This is a genomic window from Aureimonas altamirensis (assembly GCF_023702225.1).
Taxonomy (GTDB): Bacteria; Pseudomonadota; Alphaproteobacteria; order Rhizobiales; family Rhizobiaceae; genus Aureimonas; species Aureimonas altamirensis_B.
On sequence record NZ_JAMQCO010000001.1, the window covers coordinates 414,454 to 431,310 of the forward strand.

18 protein-coding genes are annotated in these 16,857 nt (G+C 66.2%); 11 read left to right on the forward strand and 7 right to left on the reverse strand.

What is annotated here, in order from left to right; translation table 11 throughout:
- Window positions 1–6 precede the first annotated feature (6 nt).
- The 8 genes from NDN16_RS01980 to NDN16_RS02010 all read left to right on the forward strand — a co-directional run bounded on the left by NDN16_RS01980 (window position 7) and on the right by NDN16_RS02010 (window position 8,393).
- Complete coding sequence (locus tag NDN16_RS01980; RefSeq protein WP_251111931.1) at window positions 7–660, forward strand: septation protein A; 654 nt, start codon at window positions 7–9, stop codon at window positions 658–660.
- Between the two features lie 63 nt (window positions 661–723).
- Window positions 724–1,524, forward strand: a complete 801-nt coding sequence (locus tag NDN16_RS01985; RefSeq protein WP_285292302.1) for a tellurite resistance TerB family protein — start codon at window positions 724–726, stop codon at window positions 1,522–1,524.
- Between the two features lie 76 nt (window positions 1,525–1,600).
- On the forward strand, window positions 1,601–2,818 hold the full coding sequence (locus NDN16_RS01990) for an MFS transporter (RefSeq protein WP_251111932.1): 1,218 nt from the start codon (window positions 1,601–1,603) through the stop codon (window positions 2,816–2,818).
- A complete protein-coding gene (locus tag NDN16_RS20870; protein ID WP_285292303.1) occupies window positions 2,815–2,946 on the forward strand; it encodes a hypothetical protein in 132 nt (43 codons plus the stop codon). The genes NDN16_RS01990 and NDN16_RS20870 overlap by 4 nt, the downstream gene beginning before the upstream one ends.
- Before the next feature lie 56 nt (window positions 2,947–3,002).
- Window positions 3,003–3,776, forward strand: a complete 774-nt coding sequence (locus tag NDN16_RS01995) for an amino acid ABC transporter substrate-binding protein (protein ID WP_251111933.1) — start codon at window positions 3,003–3,005, stop codon at window positions 3,774–3,776.
- A gap of 34 nt (window positions 3,777–3,810) precedes the next feature.
- Window positions 3,811–4,491, forward strand: a complete 681-nt coding sequence (locus tag NDN16_RS02000; RefSeq protein ID WP_251111934.1) for an amino acid ABC transporter permease — start codon at window positions 3,811–3,813, stop codon at window positions 4,489–4,491.
- On the forward strand, window positions 4,488–5,246 hold the full coding sequence (locus NDN16_RS02005; protein ID WP_251111935.1) for an amino acid ABC transporter ATP-binding protein: 759 nt from the start codon (window positions 4,488–4,490) through the stop codon (window positions 5,244–5,246). Before NDN16_RS02000 ends, NDN16_RS02005 begins: the two co-directional genes overlap by 4 nt.
- Window positions 5,247–5,351: 105 nt before the next feature.
- The gene (locus NDN16_RS02010; protein WP_251111936.1) at window positions 5,352–8,393 is read left to right on the forward strand and encodes an autotransporter outer membrane beta-barrel domain-containing protein; all 3,042 of its coding nucleotides are present in this window, start codon (window positions 5,352–5,354) and stop codon (window positions 8,391–8,393) included.
- Between the two features lie 9 nt (window positions 8,394–8,402).
- On the opposite strand, the gene NDN16_RS02015 is transcribed toward NDN16_RS02010, so the two are convergent.
- From NDN16_RS02015 to ccmA, 6 genes are all read right to left on the reverse strand, one after another.
- Window positions 8,403–8,987, reverse strand: coding sequence for a DsbE family thiol:disulfide interchange protein (locus NDN16_RS02015; RefSeq protein WP_251111937.1), 585 nt, complete (start codon window positions 8,985–8,987; stop codon window positions 8,403–8,405).
- Window positions 8,984–9,124, reverse strand: coding sequence for a heme exporter protein CcmD (gene ccmD, locus NDN16_RS02020; protein ID WP_251111938.1), 141 nt, complete (start codon window positions 9,122–9,124; stop codon window positions 8,984–8,986). Before ccmD ends, NDN16_RS02015 begins: the two co-directional genes overlap by 4 nt.
- A gap of 4 nt (window positions 9,125–9,128) precedes the next feature.
- On the reverse strand, window positions 9,129–9,884 hold the full coding sequence (locus tag NDN16_RS02025) for a heme ABC transporter permease (protein WP_251111939.1): 756 nt from the start codon (window positions 9,882–9,884) through the stop codon (window positions 9,129–9,131).
- A 69-nt stretch (window positions 9,885–9,953) separates the two neighbouring features.
- Window positions 9,954–10,394: a GNAT family N-acetyltransferase gene (locus tag NDN16_RS02030; protein ID WP_251112088.1), complete on the reverse strand. Its 441-nt coding sequence runs from the start codon at window positions 10,392–10,394 to the stop codon at window positions 9,954–9,956.
- A gap of 5 nt (window positions 10,395–10,399) precedes the next feature.
- Entirely contained in the window at window positions 10,400–11,056 is a 657-nt protein-coding gene (gene ccmB, locus NDN16_RS02035; protein WP_251111940.1) for a heme exporter protein CcmB, read from the reverse strand.
- Entirely contained in the window at window positions 11,050–11,703 is a 654-nt protein-coding gene (gene ccmA / locus NDN16_RS02040) for a heme ABC exporter ATP-binding protein CcmA (protein ID WP_251111941.1), read from the reverse strand. The genes ccmB and ccmA overlap by 7 nt, the downstream gene beginning before the upstream one ends.
- Before the next feature lie 316 nt (window positions 11,704–12,019).
- Here ccmA and acnA point away from each other — a divergent pair, with 316 nt between their 5' ends.
- The 3 genes from acnA (at window position 12,020) to NDN16_RS02055 (ending at window position 16,156) form a co-directional block, all read left to right on the forward strand.
- Window positions 12,020–14,776, forward strand: a complete 2,757-nt coding sequence (gene acnA, locus NDN16_RS02045) for an aconitate hydratase AcnA (protein WP_251111942.1) — start codon at window positions 12,020–12,022, stop codon at window positions 14,774–14,776.
- A gap of 128 nt (window positions 14,777–14,904) precedes the next feature.
- Entirely contained in the window at window positions 14,905–15,699 is a 795-nt protein-coding gene (locus tag NDN16_RS02050; protein ID WP_251111943.1) for a DUF1223 domain-containing protein, read from the forward strand.
- 88 nt (window positions 15,700–15,787) lie between these two features.
- Window positions 15,788–16,156, forward strand: a complete 369-nt coding sequence (locus tag NDN16_RS02055) for a DUF2794 domain-containing protein (protein WP_435301031.1) — start codon at window positions 15,788–15,790, stop codon at window positions 16,154–16,156.
- A 37-nt stretch (window positions 16,157–16,193) separates the two neighbouring features.
- Here the strand turns inward: NDN16_RS02055 and NDN16_RS02060 are convergent, their stop codons facing one another.
- Window positions 16,194–16,748 (reverse strand): GNAT family N-acetyltransferase, encoded by a 555-nt coding sequence (locus NDN16_RS02060; RefSeq protein WP_251111944.1) that lies wholly within the window; start codon window positions 16,746–16,748, stop codon window positions 16,194–16,196.
- Window positions 16,749–16,857: the final 109 nt, after the last annotated feature.

The window sequence follows — 16,857 nt, forward strand, 5'->3', positions numbered from 1 at the left end:
CACGAGATGTCCGAACGCATCGTCGAGGAAGCCCCCAACAGGCCGGGCCGCAAGGAGATGAACCCGATCGTCAAGTTCGCCCTCGAACTTGGGCCGCTCGTGGTCTTCTTCTTTGCCAACAACCGGGGCGAGGCCATCGCCGAGGCGGTTCCCGCGCTGGGGGCGCTCGGCGGGCCGCTCTTCGTGGCGACGGCGCTTTTCATGCTGGCGACGGTGGTTTCGCTGACCGTCTCCTGGGCGATGATCCGGACCTTGCCCGTGATGCCGATCGTATCGGGCATCGTCGTCGTCGTGTTCGGCACGCTGACGCTGTGGCTTCAGGACGAGGTCTTCATCAAGATGAAGCCGACCATCGTCAACGGCCTGTTCGCCGCCGTCCTGCTGGGCGGACTGGCCGTCGGCAAGCCGCTGCTGGGCTACGTCTTCGACCAGGCCTTCAAGCTCGACGACGAGGGCTGGCGCAAGCTGACGCTGCGCTGGGGCCTGTTCTTCGTCTTCCTTGCCGTGCTCAACGAAGTGGTGTGGCGCCTCTTCTCCACCGACTTCTGGGTGGCATTCAAGGTCTGGGGCACGATGCCCATCACCATCGCCTTCATGCTGGCTCAGTTCCCGCTGTTGAAGCGCCATGCCACCGAGCCGCTGTTCGACGCAAAGAAGTAGCGCGTTGCAAATCGCCTCGAGGCTCCCACCTTTCCCCTCGAAGGTATTCAAGGAGCGCTGAGCATGATCGACGCACAAAAACTTCTCGACCAGTTTCTCGGCACGGGGCGCGGTGCGCCAAGGCCGGGAATGGGCCAGGGCGGCATGCAGACGGGCCAGGGAGGGCTCGGCGCCGGCCTGCCGGGCGGGCTCGGAGACCTCGTGGGCAGCGTCCTCGGCGGCAGCCGTGGCAGTGGGCGCGGCGGCGGAATGGGCGGTGGCATGGGCGGCGCGCTCGGCCCGGTGATTGCCGGTGGCCTCGCCTCCTATCTCCTGCGCGGGAAGAACGCCAGGAAGCTCGGCGGCTCTGCCCTGCGGCTCGGCGGCCTCGCTCTTGTTGCCGGGCTCGGCTACAAGGCCTGGCAGAACTACCAGGCGCAACAGGCCGGCAATTCGGCCAGCCGCATCGCACCCGGCGAGATCCCGGACGCGTCGGATACCGCGTTCATCCCGCCGCCGGGCGAAGAGCAGGAACATGCCCGCCTGCTTCTGTCGGCCATGATCGCCGCCGCGAAGGCGGACGGCAGCATCGACAGCGCGGAAGAGGAAGCCATCTTCGGCAAGATGGACGGGCTCGAACTCGATGCCGAGGAAAAATCGCTGGTGATGGACGAGTTGCGTCGCCCGATGCCGGTGGAGGATCTGGCCGCGCAGGCCCGCACGCCCGAGGCCGGGGTCGAGGTCTATCTCGCATCGCTGATGGCCATCGATGCGGATACGCCGGCAGAACGCGATTATCTGCAGAAGCTGGCGTCCGCGCTGCGCCTGCCGCCGGACCTCGTCGCCGAGATTCACGACGCCCACGAAAACGCCCTGCAGGCCTGACACGGCGCCATTGACCACGCGCCCGCGACTCCCTTACTGAGGGCGTGCGCGGGGCCCCGCGTGGAGGAGCGTCGACATGCGGACAGGTTCCCGTCTCGGATATGCAAGGCCGGCCATCGTGCTGGCCTGCGGCGCGGCGATCGTCACCATATCCATGGGCCTGCGCCAATCCTTCGGCCTCTACATGCGCCCGATCGAGCTGGAACTCGGCGTCAGCCGCGAGGCCTTCGGCCTCGCCATAGCCGTCCAGACACTGATTCTCGGGCTGGCTCAGCCCTTCGTCGGCGCGCTGGCGGACAAACACGGTTCGGGCCGTGTCGCCGCCGCGGGCGGACTTCTCTATGCCTTTGCGCTGGCGCTGGCCGGCATGGCAGGCAGCGCGCTCGGCATCAATCTATCGCTCGGCCTTCTGGCCGGAATCGCCATGACGGGAATCACCTTCGTCGTCGTGCTGGGCGCGGTCGGCCGCGCCGTCCCGCCCGAGAGGCGCGGCACGGCGATCGGCATCGCCACGGCCGGCGGCTCGTTCGGGCAGTTCATGGTGGTGCCGCTGACGCAAGGCCTGATCAGCAGTTTCGGCTGGCGGGAAACGATGCTGCTCGGCGCGGTGCTGGCGCTCGCCATCGTCGTTCTGGCACGCGGCATAGCCGGCCTTCCGGCCGGTGGCCCGGCCAGCGCCGTCCGGCAGCAGAGCCTGGGGGAAGCCCTGCGCGAGGCATCCCGCCACCCCGGTTACTGGCTTCTGAATTTCGGTTTCTTCGTCTGCGGCTTCCATGTCGCCTTCATCTCCACCCACCTGCCCGCCTTCCTGTCCGACCAGGGGCTGGATCCTGCGGTGGGGGCGCGGGCGCTGGCGCTCATCGGCCTGTTCAACATTGTCGGCTCCTACGTCTTCGGCCTCAGTGCCGACAGGTTGCGCAAGAAATATGTGCTGTCGGCCCTGTATTTCGCCCGGTCGGCGGTCATCGTCGTTTTCCTGGCCGTGCCCTTCACGCCGCTCAGCGCGACGCTCTTCGCCTGCGCCATCGGCTTCCTGTGGCTCGGCACGGTACCTCTGACCAGCGGGCTCGTCAGCCAGATCTTCGGCGTGCGGTACCTCGCCACGCTGTTCGGCATCGTCTTCATGAGCCATCAGGTGGGAGGCTTCTTCGGCGCCTGGCTGGCCGGCCGCTTCTTCGAGGATAGCGGCAGCTACGACCTTGCCTGGCAGGTGTCCGTCGCGCTCGGCCTCCTGGCCGGCCTCGTCAACCTGCCCATCCGGGACAGGCCGATCCTTCGGCCGCAGGCGGCATGAGCGGCGCGCTTGCCCTCAGGGCCGCGACGGCGGCCGGCATCTTCGCCGTGCTGGCGGGCGGGCTGTGGCTCTGGGAGGCGCATGGCCTCGCAATCTGGACCGGCGCGGCCTTCACCTTTTGTCTGTAGACCTTACCTGAACCGTCATGGGTCGATACCCCGACACGACGGAACTGGAACGTGCCATGACATGGTTCAAAGCAACATTTGCCGCCGCAGTCCTGGCGGCCGGTCTCTCCGCCCCTGCCCAAGCGCAAACCGACCTTGAGCGGATCAAGGCGGACGGCGTCATCCGCATCGGCACCGAAGGCACCTATGCGCCCTTCACCTATCACGATGCCGGCGGCACGCTTGTCGGCTTCGATGTCGAGATCGGCCGCGCCGTCGCCGAGAAGATGGGCGTGCGCGCCGAATTCCTGGAAGGCAAATGGGACGGCCTGATCGCCGGGCTCGACGCCAATCGCTACGACGCCGTCATCAACCAGGTCGGCATCACCGAGGCGCGGCAGCGCAAGTACAGCTTTTCCGAACCCTATATCGCGTCGAAGGCCGTGCTGATCGTCAAGGCCGACAACGAAGCGGTGACGGGCTTCGACGATCTGCAGGGCCTGCGCGCGGCACAGTCGCTGACCAGCAATTTCGGCCGTCTGGCGGAGGAGCACGGCGCGGAACTCGTTGCGACCGACGGCTTCGACCAGTCGATCCAGCTTGTCCTGCAGGGCCGGGCCGATGCCACGATCAACGACAGCCTCTCTTTTCTGGACTTCCGCAAGAAACAACCGGACGCACCCGTGCGGGTTGCCGCCGAAGTCGCCGACGCGGAATATTCCGGAATCCTGATGCGTCAGGGGCAGGACGACCTGGTCGCGGCGGTGAACGCCGCCCTTGAAGAAATCAAGACCGACGGCACTTACCAGGCCATCGCCGACACCTATTTCGGCGCGGACGTCTCGCACTGAGTGTCACCGGCGGGGCCGGAAGGCGGAGTTTGAAATGCCCTTCTGGCTGCAACTCATGTGGGATTCCCTCGGGCCGCTGCTGTGGGCGGCCCTCAAGTTTACCGCGCCCCTGACGCTGATTTCCTTCGTGCTGGGGCTGTCGCTCGGCCTTGCGACCGCGCTGGTGCGCATGTTCGCGCCGGGGCCCTTCGCGCTCGTGGCGCGCTTTTATGTATGGATCTTTCGCGGCACGCCGCTGCTGGTGCAGCTCTTCCTGATCTTCTATGGCCTGCCCAGCGCCGGCATCGTGCTGGATGCCTTCACCGCTGCCGTCATCGGCTTCACGCTGAATGTCGGCGCCTATACTTCGGAGATCATCCGCGCGGTCATCGCCTCGGTGCCGCGCGGGCAGTGGGAAGCGTCCTATTCCATCGGCATGAACTGGTTCGATACCATGCGGCGCACGATCCTGCCGCAGGCCACCCGCACCGCCGTGCCGCCGCTGTCCAATACGTTCATCTCGCTGGTAAAGGACACGTCGCTGGCTGCCGCAATCACCGTACCGGAGTTGTTCCAGCAGGCCCAGCGGATCGTCGCGGTGACGTACGAGCCGCTCATCCTCTATATCGAGGCGGCGTTGATCTATCTTCTGCTGTCCTCCGTCCTGTCGTCGCTTCAGGCCCGGCTGGAAAAGCGCCTGAACCGGTATGGCGGCTTCATGGAGGCGCGGTCATGATCGCCCTTGAGGACATCCACAAGAGCTTCGGGGCGAACGACGTGCTGAAAGGCATTTCGCTGCGCTTTACGGAAGGCAGCGTCACCGCGCTGGTCGGCCCGTCGGGAAGCGGCAAGAGCACGCTCCTGCGCTGCATCAACCTGCTCGAAACCCCGGATCGCGGCCACCTGCAGGTCGGCGAGGCGGGAATGGAGTTCCAGCCGGGTCGAAAGGTGCCTTGGCGGCAGGTGCAGGCCGTGCGGCGCCAGACCGGGATGGTCTTCCAGAATTTCCAGCTTTTCCCGCACCGGACGGCCGTGCAGAACGTGATGGAACCGCTGGTGACGGTTCTGAAGTGGCCGCAGGCGAAGGCGCGAGAACGCGCCATGCAGCTTCTGGAACGCGTCGGCCTTGCGGACAAGGCGGACGCCTGGCCGGCGACGCTGTCGGGCGGGCAGCAGCAGCGCGTCGCCATCGCCCGGGCGCTGGCGCCCTCGCCCCGCGTGCTGCTCTGCGACGAGCCGACCTCGGCGCTGGACCCGGAACTGGCCGACGAGGTGGTAGAGGTTCTGGCAGGGCTCGCGCGCGACGGCACCACGATGGTGATGGCCACGCACGATCTGCGCCTGGGCTCGCGCATTGCCGGCGAAGCGGTTTTTCTGGATGCGGGCGTCGTCGTGGAGAAGGGCCCGTCTAAAGCGCTGTTCGGCGCCCCGAAGGAGGCGCGGACCCGCCGGTTCCTGACGTCCCTCACGGGCGCGGCGGGCACAACCTGATTTATATGTCTTTTATTTGACATCATACAACATGCAATGCAATTTGCAGGAATATGTTCTTGCAGGGGCCATGGCATGTTTTCTTCGCGTACCAGACATAAACGCTTGCGCACGGCCCTGATGGCCGGCGGGTCCGTCGCTCCGCTAGCGCTTCTTCTTGTCCTGCCCAATGCGGCGCACGCAGGGTGCACGATCACCGGCATCGGCACCGTCAACAGTTGCGATGGCACACTGGTTTCCGCCACGCCGGTTTCCGGAACGGTTATCTTCGACGTCGATTCGATGATCGCGGCCGGGCTCGATTACTATCCATCGGGCTCATCCACCGACCCGCTGAACATGACGCTGAACCTCACCGGCACGACATCCATCAACCGGCCTGCCTATGCCGGCATCGGCATGATGACCACCCGCAATGCCGTAAACATGACGGTCAATGCCGGCCCGCAGGTGCAGATCCGGTCCGGCGATACCTTTGGCGGAATCTGGCTGCGGGTCGAAGGCAGCGGAAACCTGACCGTCGATTCCGCCGCCACGATCGAGGTCACCGGCGTTGAAGAGCCGGGCATCACCGTAACGACCCTCAGCGGCAGCGCGCACATAACGAACAGCGGAGCAGTAAATTCGACACGGTATCGCGGCCTGTATGTCGACGCGCGCGGCGGGGTTTCGGATATCGTGAACACCGGCACCGTCCATTCGATGCAGGCCGGCGCCCGCGCGATCAACTACGAGGGGCTGGCGCAGGTCGACAATCGCGGAACGGTCGAGACGACCTGGCGGCAGGGCCTCGTGACATGGTCGGCATCCGGACCCGCCACGATCCTGAACAGCGGCAGCGTGACGGCGCAGGACGATTCGGCCCTCGTGGCCTGGACGGAAAACGGCACGGTCACCATCGTCAATTCTGGAAATGCGTTCGCACGGGACAACACGGCACAGGCCGATGGCGGCATCGGCCATTACGGCCTTCATGCCCGCGTCGGCGAGACGGGCGACGTGATCGTCGAGAATACCGGGCGGGTCGAAGCCGCGCAGACCGGCATCTGGGTGGAAACGCCATCGGGCACCGTCACCATCCGGCAGCAAGGGCAGATCGCGGGCGCGGACGGCATCGTGGTTGACGGCGCAGGTGCTGTCTCGCTTGTCCATTCCGGGGCGACGACGGCCACGACCGGCCATGCCGTATCCGCAGCCGGTACGACCATCGCGCTCGACAATTCCGGTACGATCACCTCCGCTGCCGCCGGTGAGGCAACCATCCTCATGCGGCAGGGCAACGCCACGATCCGCAATAGCGGCACCATCGCGAATACGGCCGGCGGCACGGCCATCGAGTTTGCCGGAGCAACCAACGAACTGGTCCTCGATACGGCGAAGGCGACGGTGACCGGCCTGGTGATCGGCGCGGGGGCAGGCGACATGCTGACGCTGGACGCCACGGACAACGGTACGTTCGACAACGCGCGGCTGGGAGAGCAGGGCCAGTTCCGGGGCTTCGAGACCATACGCAAGACGGGAACGGCCCTCCTGTCCTTGACCGGCGAAACGGCGGGCTTTTCCGGCGCAACGCGCGTCGAGGCGGGTGAGCTGGCCGTCAATGGCGATCTTTCCCTGTCGGCCGTCTCGGTGTTGTCGACCGGAACGGTGTCCGGGCGGGGCACCGTCGGCAACCTGACCGTCGGCAACGGTGGCACGCTCGCTCCCGGAAACTCGATCGGCACGCTCACCGTTGTGGGCGCCTTCCGGCAGGAGGCCGGCGCCACCTACGTGGTGGAGCTGGACCCGGCGACATCCGCATCGGACCGCCTGACGGTGGGCGGGTCGGCCGTACTGGACGAAGGATCGCGCCTTATCGCCTCCTCCACCACGCCCGGCACCTATCGTCTTGGCACGCGCTACACCATCTTGACGGCCACAGGCGGCCTTACCGGAACCTGGTCGTCGGCATCGACGCCTGCGATCTCGCCCTTCCTCTCCCTTGCCCCGCACTATGACGCGCAAACCGCCTATCTTTCCGTGGTGCAGGCACAGAGCTTCCGCGGCGTCGCGCAAACGCCGAACCAGATCGCGGTGGCGACCGCACTGGATGGCATGTCCGATTCGAGCGGATTGAAAAACGCCGTCGCGCATAGCGACAGCACCGGCGTGGCCCTTTCCGCCTACGACCAGCTGTCCGGCGAGGTCCATGCCGCATCCTCCCGCTCCATCCTGAACGCCGGTCTGGACCTTCTGTCCGCTGCGGCCGGCCGCACCCGCGATGCGACGAACGCCTGCGACGGCGAGGACGCGGAGCAAACAGCGTGCCGTGGGGGGTCTACGGTCTGGGCCACGGGTATCGGCCGATGGCAGTCGATTGACGGGGACGGCAACGGGGAGGCCATCGACAGCGATGGCGCCGGCATCGTTCTCGGTCTCGACCGCCATCTCGACAATGGGCTGACGGTGGGTCTTTTCGCCGGCACGATGCGCGACACGACGTCCGTATCGGGGCGGGGTTCGGCCGATATCGACTCGGCGGGCCTCGGCCTCTACGCCGCACACGGGCTGGGGCCGATGACGCTCCGTGTCGGTGCCGGCACCATCGTCAGCTCCATCGAAAGCGCGCGATCCGTCGTCCTGCCCGGCCTCTCGGAGCAATTGTCCGCCGACTACGATGCCCGGACGCTCGTCGGGTTCGGGGAGCTCGGATACCGCAAGACGGTGTCGTCCGGACGCCTTGCCGGACTGACGTTCGAGCCCTTCGTCGCTTTCGCCTACGCACAGACACGCAGCGACGCCTTCTTCGAATCGGGCGGCACGGCCGCCCTTTCGGCGAACAAGGATACGGATGCGCAGGCCATCTTCACGGCCGCTCTGCGGGCCGACAAGAGCTTTGCCATCGGGTCGCGTCGTATGTCCATTGCGGCCATGGCCGGCTGGCGCCACGCGGAAGGCGATCTTGCGACGACGAAAGGCCTGTCCTTCGGCGACGGAACGGCATTCTCCGTCGCCAATGCCGCAGAAGCCGCCGATGCGCTCATTACGTCGCTCGAGGCATCCGCGGAGCTCGGCCATAACGTGTCCATCGATGTCCGCTACTCACAGGCATTCGGCAGTGATGGCGACAACCAAGGCGTCAGCGGGCGGGTAGCCTGGCGGTTCTGAGACGGAAGATCAGGACAGGGGGCGGCTGGCCTGCAACCGGGGCAGGAGTTCGTCCTGGATAATCGCCGGGGTCAGCGGGCCGGTCGCCTTCCACAGCACCGTCCCCTCCGGCGACACCAGGAACGTTTCGGGCACCCCGTAGACGCCCCAGTCGATCCCGGCGCGCCCGTCTTCGTCCGCCCCGATCTGTGCGTAGGGATTTCCGAGCTCCGACAGGAACCCCAGCGCCTGATCGGGCTTGTCCTTGTAGTTGATCCCGACAAGGTCGAAGCGCGGGTCGGCCGCCAGCCGCATCAGCAACGGATGCTCGGCGCGGCAGGGGGCGCACCACGACGCGAAGACGTTCACCAGCGTGGGCCGGCCCGTGCCTCCGGCCGGAAACTCCAGCCCCGGAACGGGATGGCCATCCGCCAGCCGCGCGCCTTCCAGCGGTGGCAGGCTGGTGGCCGGGGCGGCACGGCCCTGCAGCGCCGATGGCAGGGCCTGCGGATCGCGGCCCGATTCCAGCGCGTAGAGAAACAGGCCTCCCATCCCGATGAAAAGAACCAGCGGCAGCGCCGCCAGCGCAAGACGGCGCGCTTTGCCCGGCTTCATCGGCGCTTCCCCTCCAAAGCCTTCAGGCGCCGCGCGGCGGACCTTGCATCCAGGAATACGAACAGGCACAGGGCCGACATGACGAAAGCCGATACGCCGTAGGCGGACGCGATATAGCCGAGATAGTCGCCGGTCATTTCGTCAGGCCTCCATACGCGCGGCCGACCGCCGGGCCAGGGCGTTGATGCGCCGGCGTCGGATTTCGGTGCGCATCGCCGTCAGGTGCAAGGCGAAGAACAGCAGCGAGAAGCCCAGCGCCGACAACAGCAGCGGCCATAGGTAGACCGCCGCCATGGACGGTCCGTCCATGCGCACCACGCTGGCCGGCTGGTGCAGCGTGTTCCACCAGTCCACCGAGAATTTGATGATCGGAATGTTGATGAAGCCGACGAGGACCAGAATGGCCGAGGGCTTGCCCGCCCGGCCGGGATCTTCGAAGGCGCGGGTGAGTGCGATGACCCCGAGATACATGATGAACAGCACGAAGACGCTCGTCAGCCGGGCATCCCATACCCACCATGTGCCCCACATGGGCCGGCCCCAGACCGAGCCCGTCACCAGCGCCAGAAAGGTGAAGGCCGCGCCTAGGGGTGCGGCGGCCTTGATCGATACCTCTGCGATGGGGTGGCGCCAGACCAGCGCGCCGAGTGCGGAAACGGTCATCACGGTCCACACCATCATCGACAGCCACGCGAAGGGCACGTGGATGAACATGATGCGAACCGTCGCGCCCTGCTGGTAGTCTTCCGGCGCGGCGAAGCCGAGGCCGAGGCCCACCGCGACGGCCGCGACGGCCGCCGCATAAAGGTATGGCTGCACCCTGCCGGACAGTTGCAGGAAGCGCGTCGGGTTGGCCAGCGCCGAAAAGCGCGATTGTCTGACGGCGATGTCGTTCATGAGAGGCAATCTAAATGCGCGTCGCCGCCACCGCAATTGTGCGGTGCGCTGCGGTGCAGCATGCGACGCTCACGTGCCCTTGGATGGCCGTCCGCCGATCCACACCGCCATGCCGATCGATACGGGCGTCACCGGCTCGAAGCCGAACTTTGCATAGAGATGCTTCGCATCGCCGTCGGCGATCAGGCTGACATAGGCAGAGCTTGGCGCGCGCGCGTTCAGGTCTTCCATCAATTCGGCGAAGATGCGCTTGCCGAGCCCCCTTCCCTGATGCTCGGGCTCCACCGCCATGTCGCATACCTGAAAGAAGCAGCCGCCGTCGCCGATCACCCGGCCCATGGCCACGACGCGGCCTTCATGCCGCACGACAGCCGCCGACCAGCTGTTCGGCAGGCCCAGCCGCGCTGCCTCCTCCGTCTTGCCCGAAAGGCCGGCGACCGATCGCAGGCGACGGTAATCCTCGACCGTGGGTATCTCCATTGACAGTGAATAGGCATCCTGCATCGTCATATCCTTCAATCGGCCAGCATCCGAAGCGCACGGGCTGCCGCGACGGGCCCAAGCACGGAAAAGAAAAGGGACAGCCCGCACAGCACCAGGAACGGTTCGCGGAAGGGCGCGGGGTCGTTGGCCGCGCCATAGGCGGCCGTCACCCCGAAGATCAGGATCGGCACCGTCAGGGGCAGCACCAGAACCGACACGAGCACGCCGCCGCGCGGCAGCGAGATCGCGACGGCCGCGCCGACGGCCCCGACCAGCACGATGGCGGGCGAGCCGACCAGAAGCGTGGCCGCGACGGCGGCCAGCGCCACCGGCTCCACCGCAAGCAGAAGGCCCAGGGCTGGTGCGGCCACGACCAGCGGCAGGATGGCCGCGCACCAGAGGGCGGCGCATTTGGCGAGGACCACCAGCGGCATGGGCACCGGCCCGAGGATCAGCGCGTCGAGCGTTCCGTCCTCCCGGTCGGCCTGGAACAGGCGATCGAGCGACAGCAGCGTCGCCATGAGCACGCCGATCCACAGGATGGCCGGCCCGATGCGCGACAGAAGACCGAGATCCGGCCCGATGCCGAAGGGAATCGTAACCACGAGGGCCAGGAAGAAGATGAGCCCGGTGGCGAAGCCGCCGCCACGGGCGAACAAGGCGAGGTCGCGCAGGAACAGGCTTACCATTGCCAGTCCTCCGCCGCATGCGCTTCGCCGGCGGCGGTCAGGACCAGTTCGCGCACCGCGCCGAGCCGCATCGGCTGATGCGTTGCCGCAACCACGATGCCGCCCTTCGACAGATGCCGCGTTACGAGCTCTGCAAACAGCGCCTGCGACGCGGTATCCAGGGCGTTCGTCGGCTCGTCCAGCAGCCACAGTGGCCGCCATGCCGCCAGAAGCCGGCAGAGCGCCGCGCGCCGCTGCTGGCCGGCGGACAGGTAGCCGGCCGGTATGCCGGCCAGGGGCAGCAGGTCGAGGGCCGCCAACGCCTTGTCCACCGAGGCCCGTTCGCCCCCCAGAAAATCGCGCCAGAAGGCCACGTTGCGCTGCAGAGTCTCGAGCGGCTTGAGCCCGTTGCGATGGCCGATATAGTGGCACACCTGCCCGGGATGGGAGGCCGGTTCTCCATCGGGCGCGGTCAGCCCGCCGACGCTCAGGCGGCCGGCCAGCGGTGGCGTCAGGCCCGCGATGGTTCTGAGAAGGGTGGATTTCCCGGCCCCGTTCGGACCGCTGACGACGAGCGCCTCGCCGGCGCGCAGTGCAAGGCTGATCGGAGGGCCGAGCGCACGGGCCTCACGGCCGATCACCACGCCTTCGAGCCTCAGTTCAACCACGCCGCCCCCGCGAAACCAGCTTCCGCCCTGTCCTGTCCCGTGGCTGCCGACAATGCAAGGGCTGCCGCAAAAATAGCGCCGTCGGAAGCGTGTAGCCCCTTTATAGCGATTACAAACTTGCCTATAAGGGCGGCAACCACACCAGCGACCGGCGTGGATCAACAGCGCCGATCTCATGCTTCCTGCCTCCCCGGCAGGCGCGGAGGCGGACGAGCGGAAATGGTCGTACCCGCATTACCAAACGCGCTCAATTCCGCGGGCGCGACTGGCGTTCGCCTTTCGGACATCACTTTGGTTCGAGAAGGAACGAGAGCCCGTGTCCCATCCCGATACATTCAAAAGCCGCCGCACCCTGACCGTCGACGGCAAGGATTATGTCTACTACGACCTCAAGGAAGCCGAAAAGAACGGCCTGGAGGGGGCGTCGCGACTTCCCTTCTCCATGAAGGTGCTTTTGGAAAACCTGCTGCGCAACGAAGACGGGCGCACCGTCAAGGCGGACGACGTCCGCGCCGTCGTGAAGTGGCTGGACGACCGCGGCAAGGCCGGCCATGAAATCGCCTACCGCCCGGCCCGCGTGCTGATGCAGGACTTTACCGGCGTTCCGGCCGTCGTCGACCTGGCGGCCATGCGCGACGCCACCGAGAAGCTCGGCGCCGACGCAACCAAGATCAACCCTCTCGTCCCCGTGGATCTCGTCATCGACCACTCGGTCATGGTCGATTTCTTCGGCAGCAAGGACGCCTTCGAAAAGAACGTGACGGTCGAGTACGACCGCAACGGCGAGCGTTACACCTTCCTGCGCTGGGGCTCCAAGGCGTTCCGCAATTTCCGCGTCGTGCCTCCCGGCACCGGCATCTGCCACCAGGTCAACCTGGAATACCTGTCACAGACCGTCTGGACGCGTGAGGAGAACGGCGAAACCGTCGCCTATCCGGACACGCTCGTCGGCACCGATTCGCACACCACCATGGTCAACGGCCTCGCCGTCCTGGGCTGGGGCGTCGGCGGCATCGAGGCAGAAGCCGTGATGCTGGGCCAGCCCATCTCCATGCTGATCCCGGAAGTCATCGGCTTCCGCCTGACGGGCAAGCTGCCCGACGGCACCACGGCGACCGATCTGGTGCTGACCGTCACCGAGATGCTGCGCAAGAAGGGCGTCGTCGGCAAGTTCGTCGAGTTCTTCGGGCCCGGCCTCGCCAACCTGACGCTGGAAGACCAGGCCACCATCGCCAACATGGCGCCGGAATACGGCGCGACCTGCGGCTTCTTCCCCATCGACAAGGATACCGTCGCGTATCTGGAAGCCACCGGCCGCGACAAGCATCGCATCGCGCTGGTGGAAGCCTATGCCAAGGCGCAGGGCATGTTCCACGGCCTGACCGAGGGCGAGCCCGTCTTCACCGACACGCTCGAACTGGACCTCGCCACCGTCGTGCCCTCGCTTGCCGGGCCCAAGCGTCCGCAGGATCGCGTCGCGCTGACCGACGCCGCACGCAAGTTCGACATCGCACTGACGGAAATCCACGGCGGCCGCAAGAAAAGCGACAAGCCCGAATCGGTGGGCGACGCCCGCTACATGGACGAGGGCGCGGGGCAGGCCGGCCAGACGCCGCAGACCGTGCGTCACCCCGTCGAAGGAACCGACCACGGCATCTCCGACGGCGACGTCGTGATCGCCGCGATCACGTCCTGCACCAACACATCCAACCCCAACGTCCTCGTCGCGGCCGGCCTCCTGGCACGCAAGGCGCACGAGAAGGGCCTGAAGGTGAAGCCCTGGGTCAAGACCTCGCTCGCCCCCGGCAGCCAGGTCGTGACCGAATATCTGGAAAAGGCGGACCTGCAGAAAGACCTCGACGCGCTCGGCTTCAACCTCGTCGGCTATGGCTGCACCACCTGCATCGGCAATTCCGGCCCGTTGCCGGAAAACATCTCCGACGCCATCAACAAGCATGACCTCGTCGCCTGCTCCGTCCTCTCGGGCAACCGCAACTTTGAGGGCCGCGTCAATCCGGACGTGCGCGCCAACTACCTGGCCTCGCCGCCGCTGGTCGTGGCCTACGCCCTCGCCGGCTCGCTCTTCGTCGACCTGACGAACGACCCGCTGGGCCAGGACGCCGACGGCAACGACGTCTTCCTGAAGGACATCTGGCCGTCGACGCAGGAGATCGCCGAGATCGTCCGCAAGACCGTCACCCGCGACCTGTTCGAGACGCGCTATTCCGACGTCTTCGCCGGCGACGAACACTGGCAGAAGATCAACGTCTCGGGCGGGCTCACCTACGAATGGGACGACCGGTCGACCTATGTGCAGAACCCGCCTTATTTCGACGGGATGAGCATGACGCCGAAGCCGGTCGAGGATATCCAGGGTGCGCGCATCCTGGGCCTGTTCCTGGACTCGATCACCACCGACCACATCTCTCCGGCCGGCTCCATCAAGGCCAGCAGCCCGGCGGGCGAATATCTGGTCAGCTATCAGGTGCGCCCGGTGGACTTCAACTCCTATGGCGCGCGGCGCGGCAACCACCAGGTGATGATGCGGGGCACCTTTGCCAATATCCGCATCAAGAACCAGATGGTGCCGGGCATCGAGGGCGGAATCACCAAGCACTACCCCTCGGGCGAAGAGCTGCCGATCTACACGGCGGCGATGCGCTACAAGGACGAAGGCGTGCCGCTGGTGATCTTCGCCAACAAGGAATACGGCACCGGCTCCTCGCGCGACTGGGCGGCGAAGGGCACCGTCCTCCTGGGCGTGCGCGCCGTGATCGCGCAGAGCTTCGAGCGTATCCACCGCTCGAACCTGGTGGGCATGGGCGTCGTTCCGTTCGTCTTCGCCAACGAGGGCGAGAGCTGGCAGACGCTGGGTCTGACGGGTGACGAGAAGGTGACGATCACCGGTCTTGCCGACGTCAAGCCGCGCCAGATCATGGACGCCACCATCGAGCGCGCCGACGGGACGCGGCAGGTCGTCAAGCTTCTCTGCCGCATCGATACGCTGGACGAGCTGGAGTATTTCCGCAACGGCGGCATCCTGCACTACGTGCTGCGCCAGCTCGCTGCCTGAGGCGGCGCCGCATCGACGGACATGCGGAGGGGCGGCCATGCGGTCGCCCCTTTTGTTCTTATGCCGGGGCGATGCGTTTCACCCCGATTTGACTGGTGGGTGTCGACGCCCACCAGTAGGTTTCGCGCATGATGACGACTTCCTGCCCCTCCTTGCGGACGTTACTGATGGTTGCCGGCCTTGCCGGGACGCTCGGGCCCGGCCCGGCCATGGCGCAGAGCGCATCATCCGACGATTTCAACGGGGTGGTCGAGCTGTTCACCAGCCAGGGCTGCGCGTCGTGTCCCCCGGCCGACGATGTCCTGGCGCGGCTGTCCGACCAGCGCGGCATCGTCGCCTTGTCCTACAATGTCGATTACTGGGACTATATCGGCTGGAAGGACCAGCTTGCGACCCGCCAGAACACCGAACGCCAGCGCTCTTACGCCAAGGCTTTCCGCACGAGCTCGGTCTATACCCCGCAGATCGTGGTCAACGGTACGGGCGACTTCGTGGGCTCGCACGACAGGGAAATCTCCGAAGCATTGAAGACGTCTCCGCTTGCGACCGGGCGCGATGCGCTCGCGCAGGTCGGCATGAACGTCGTCGACGAAACGCTGCAGGTGCGCGCGAAGCTGCGAAAGCCCGTCGCCGAGCATCCGCCGATCCTGGTTCTGGTGACCTATCAGGACAGGATCGAGACACCCGTCCTGAAAGGAGAAAACAGCGGCCACCATATCGTGAACCGCCACGCGGTGTCCGACTTCAAGGTGGTGGGCACCGTCTCGGACACGAAGCCGCTGGAAATCGACATCCCCGTCTCCATGCTGCAGGAGGGCGCGCGCGGCCCCATAGGCTGCGCCGTCCTTTTGCAGGCGGTCGACGCTTCCGGAACGCCGGGACGCATCCTGGCGGCCGCCCAACTGGAGTTCGACGAGGACTGAGCGACGCGGGTTTGCATCCCGCGTCTTTTGGTGAGACGATCGCCTCTTCGGGCTAGTTGCTGGTTTTGGCGCGGCCCTCCGACAGGGGATGATTTTGGACGATCAGACGTCACGGCACTCGGCGGACCTTCTGACATTTCCGATGGCCCGGCCCGCCAGCACGCTTCCAGTCGTTTCCTTCGACCGGCGAGAACTTTCCGAAATCCTGCGCATCTACGGCCGCATGGTCGCCGCGGGGGAATGGCGCGACTATGCCATCGATACACTCAAGGACAAGGCCGTCTTCTCGATCTTCCGCCGCACGAGCGAGATGCCGTTGTTCCGCGTCGAAAAGGATCCGCGCCTTGCGCGCCGCCAGGGGGCCTACAGCGTCATCGGCGCCGGCGGCACGGTCCTGAAGCGGGGACACGAATTGTCCGGCGTGCTCCGGGTCTTCGACAAGGCGATGAAAGGCTGAACCGGTCCAGAGCGTTTCCGGCTCCTGGGGAAGCACTCTAAAGCGTGCCGGGATAACTCTGCTCGTCGGGCAGGGAGTGCCGGCCGTCGCCCAGGCGCATCTGCATGAAGACGGTATCGATCCAGCGGCCGAACTTGAATCCGGACCCTTCGAACACGCCGATCATGCCGAAGCCGGCGCGCTCATGCAGCCGTATGGACGGGGCATGGTCCGATCCGCCGATGACGGCGATCATCTGGCGGAAGCCCTTTTCCGTGCACAGTTCCACGAGACGCATCAGCAGGGCCCGCCCGATGCCCTTGCCGTGGTGGCCGGGGTCTATGTAGATCGAATCCTCCACCGACCAGCGATAGGCCGGACGCGCCCGGAAAGGGCCGGCATAGGCATAGGCGACGACTTCACCCGCCGCCGAAACCGCGACGATATAGGGATAGTTCTGGCCGAGAAGCGACCGCATCCGCAGGGCCATCTCGGTTTCGTCCGGTGGCGACACCTCGAAGGTCGCCGTTCCGTGCAGCACCGCATGGCGATAGATCGCCGTGATGGCCGGTATGTCGTCCGGGCCGGCGTCGCGGAGGGTGAAGGCGCTCATCGGTCGATTCCCCATCGGTGTCGCCATGCTTCTACGCCCGTGTGCACCTGCCTTTCAATCGGCACGCCTTGCCCCGACACGAAAAAGGGCGGCCCTTTCGGACCGCCCC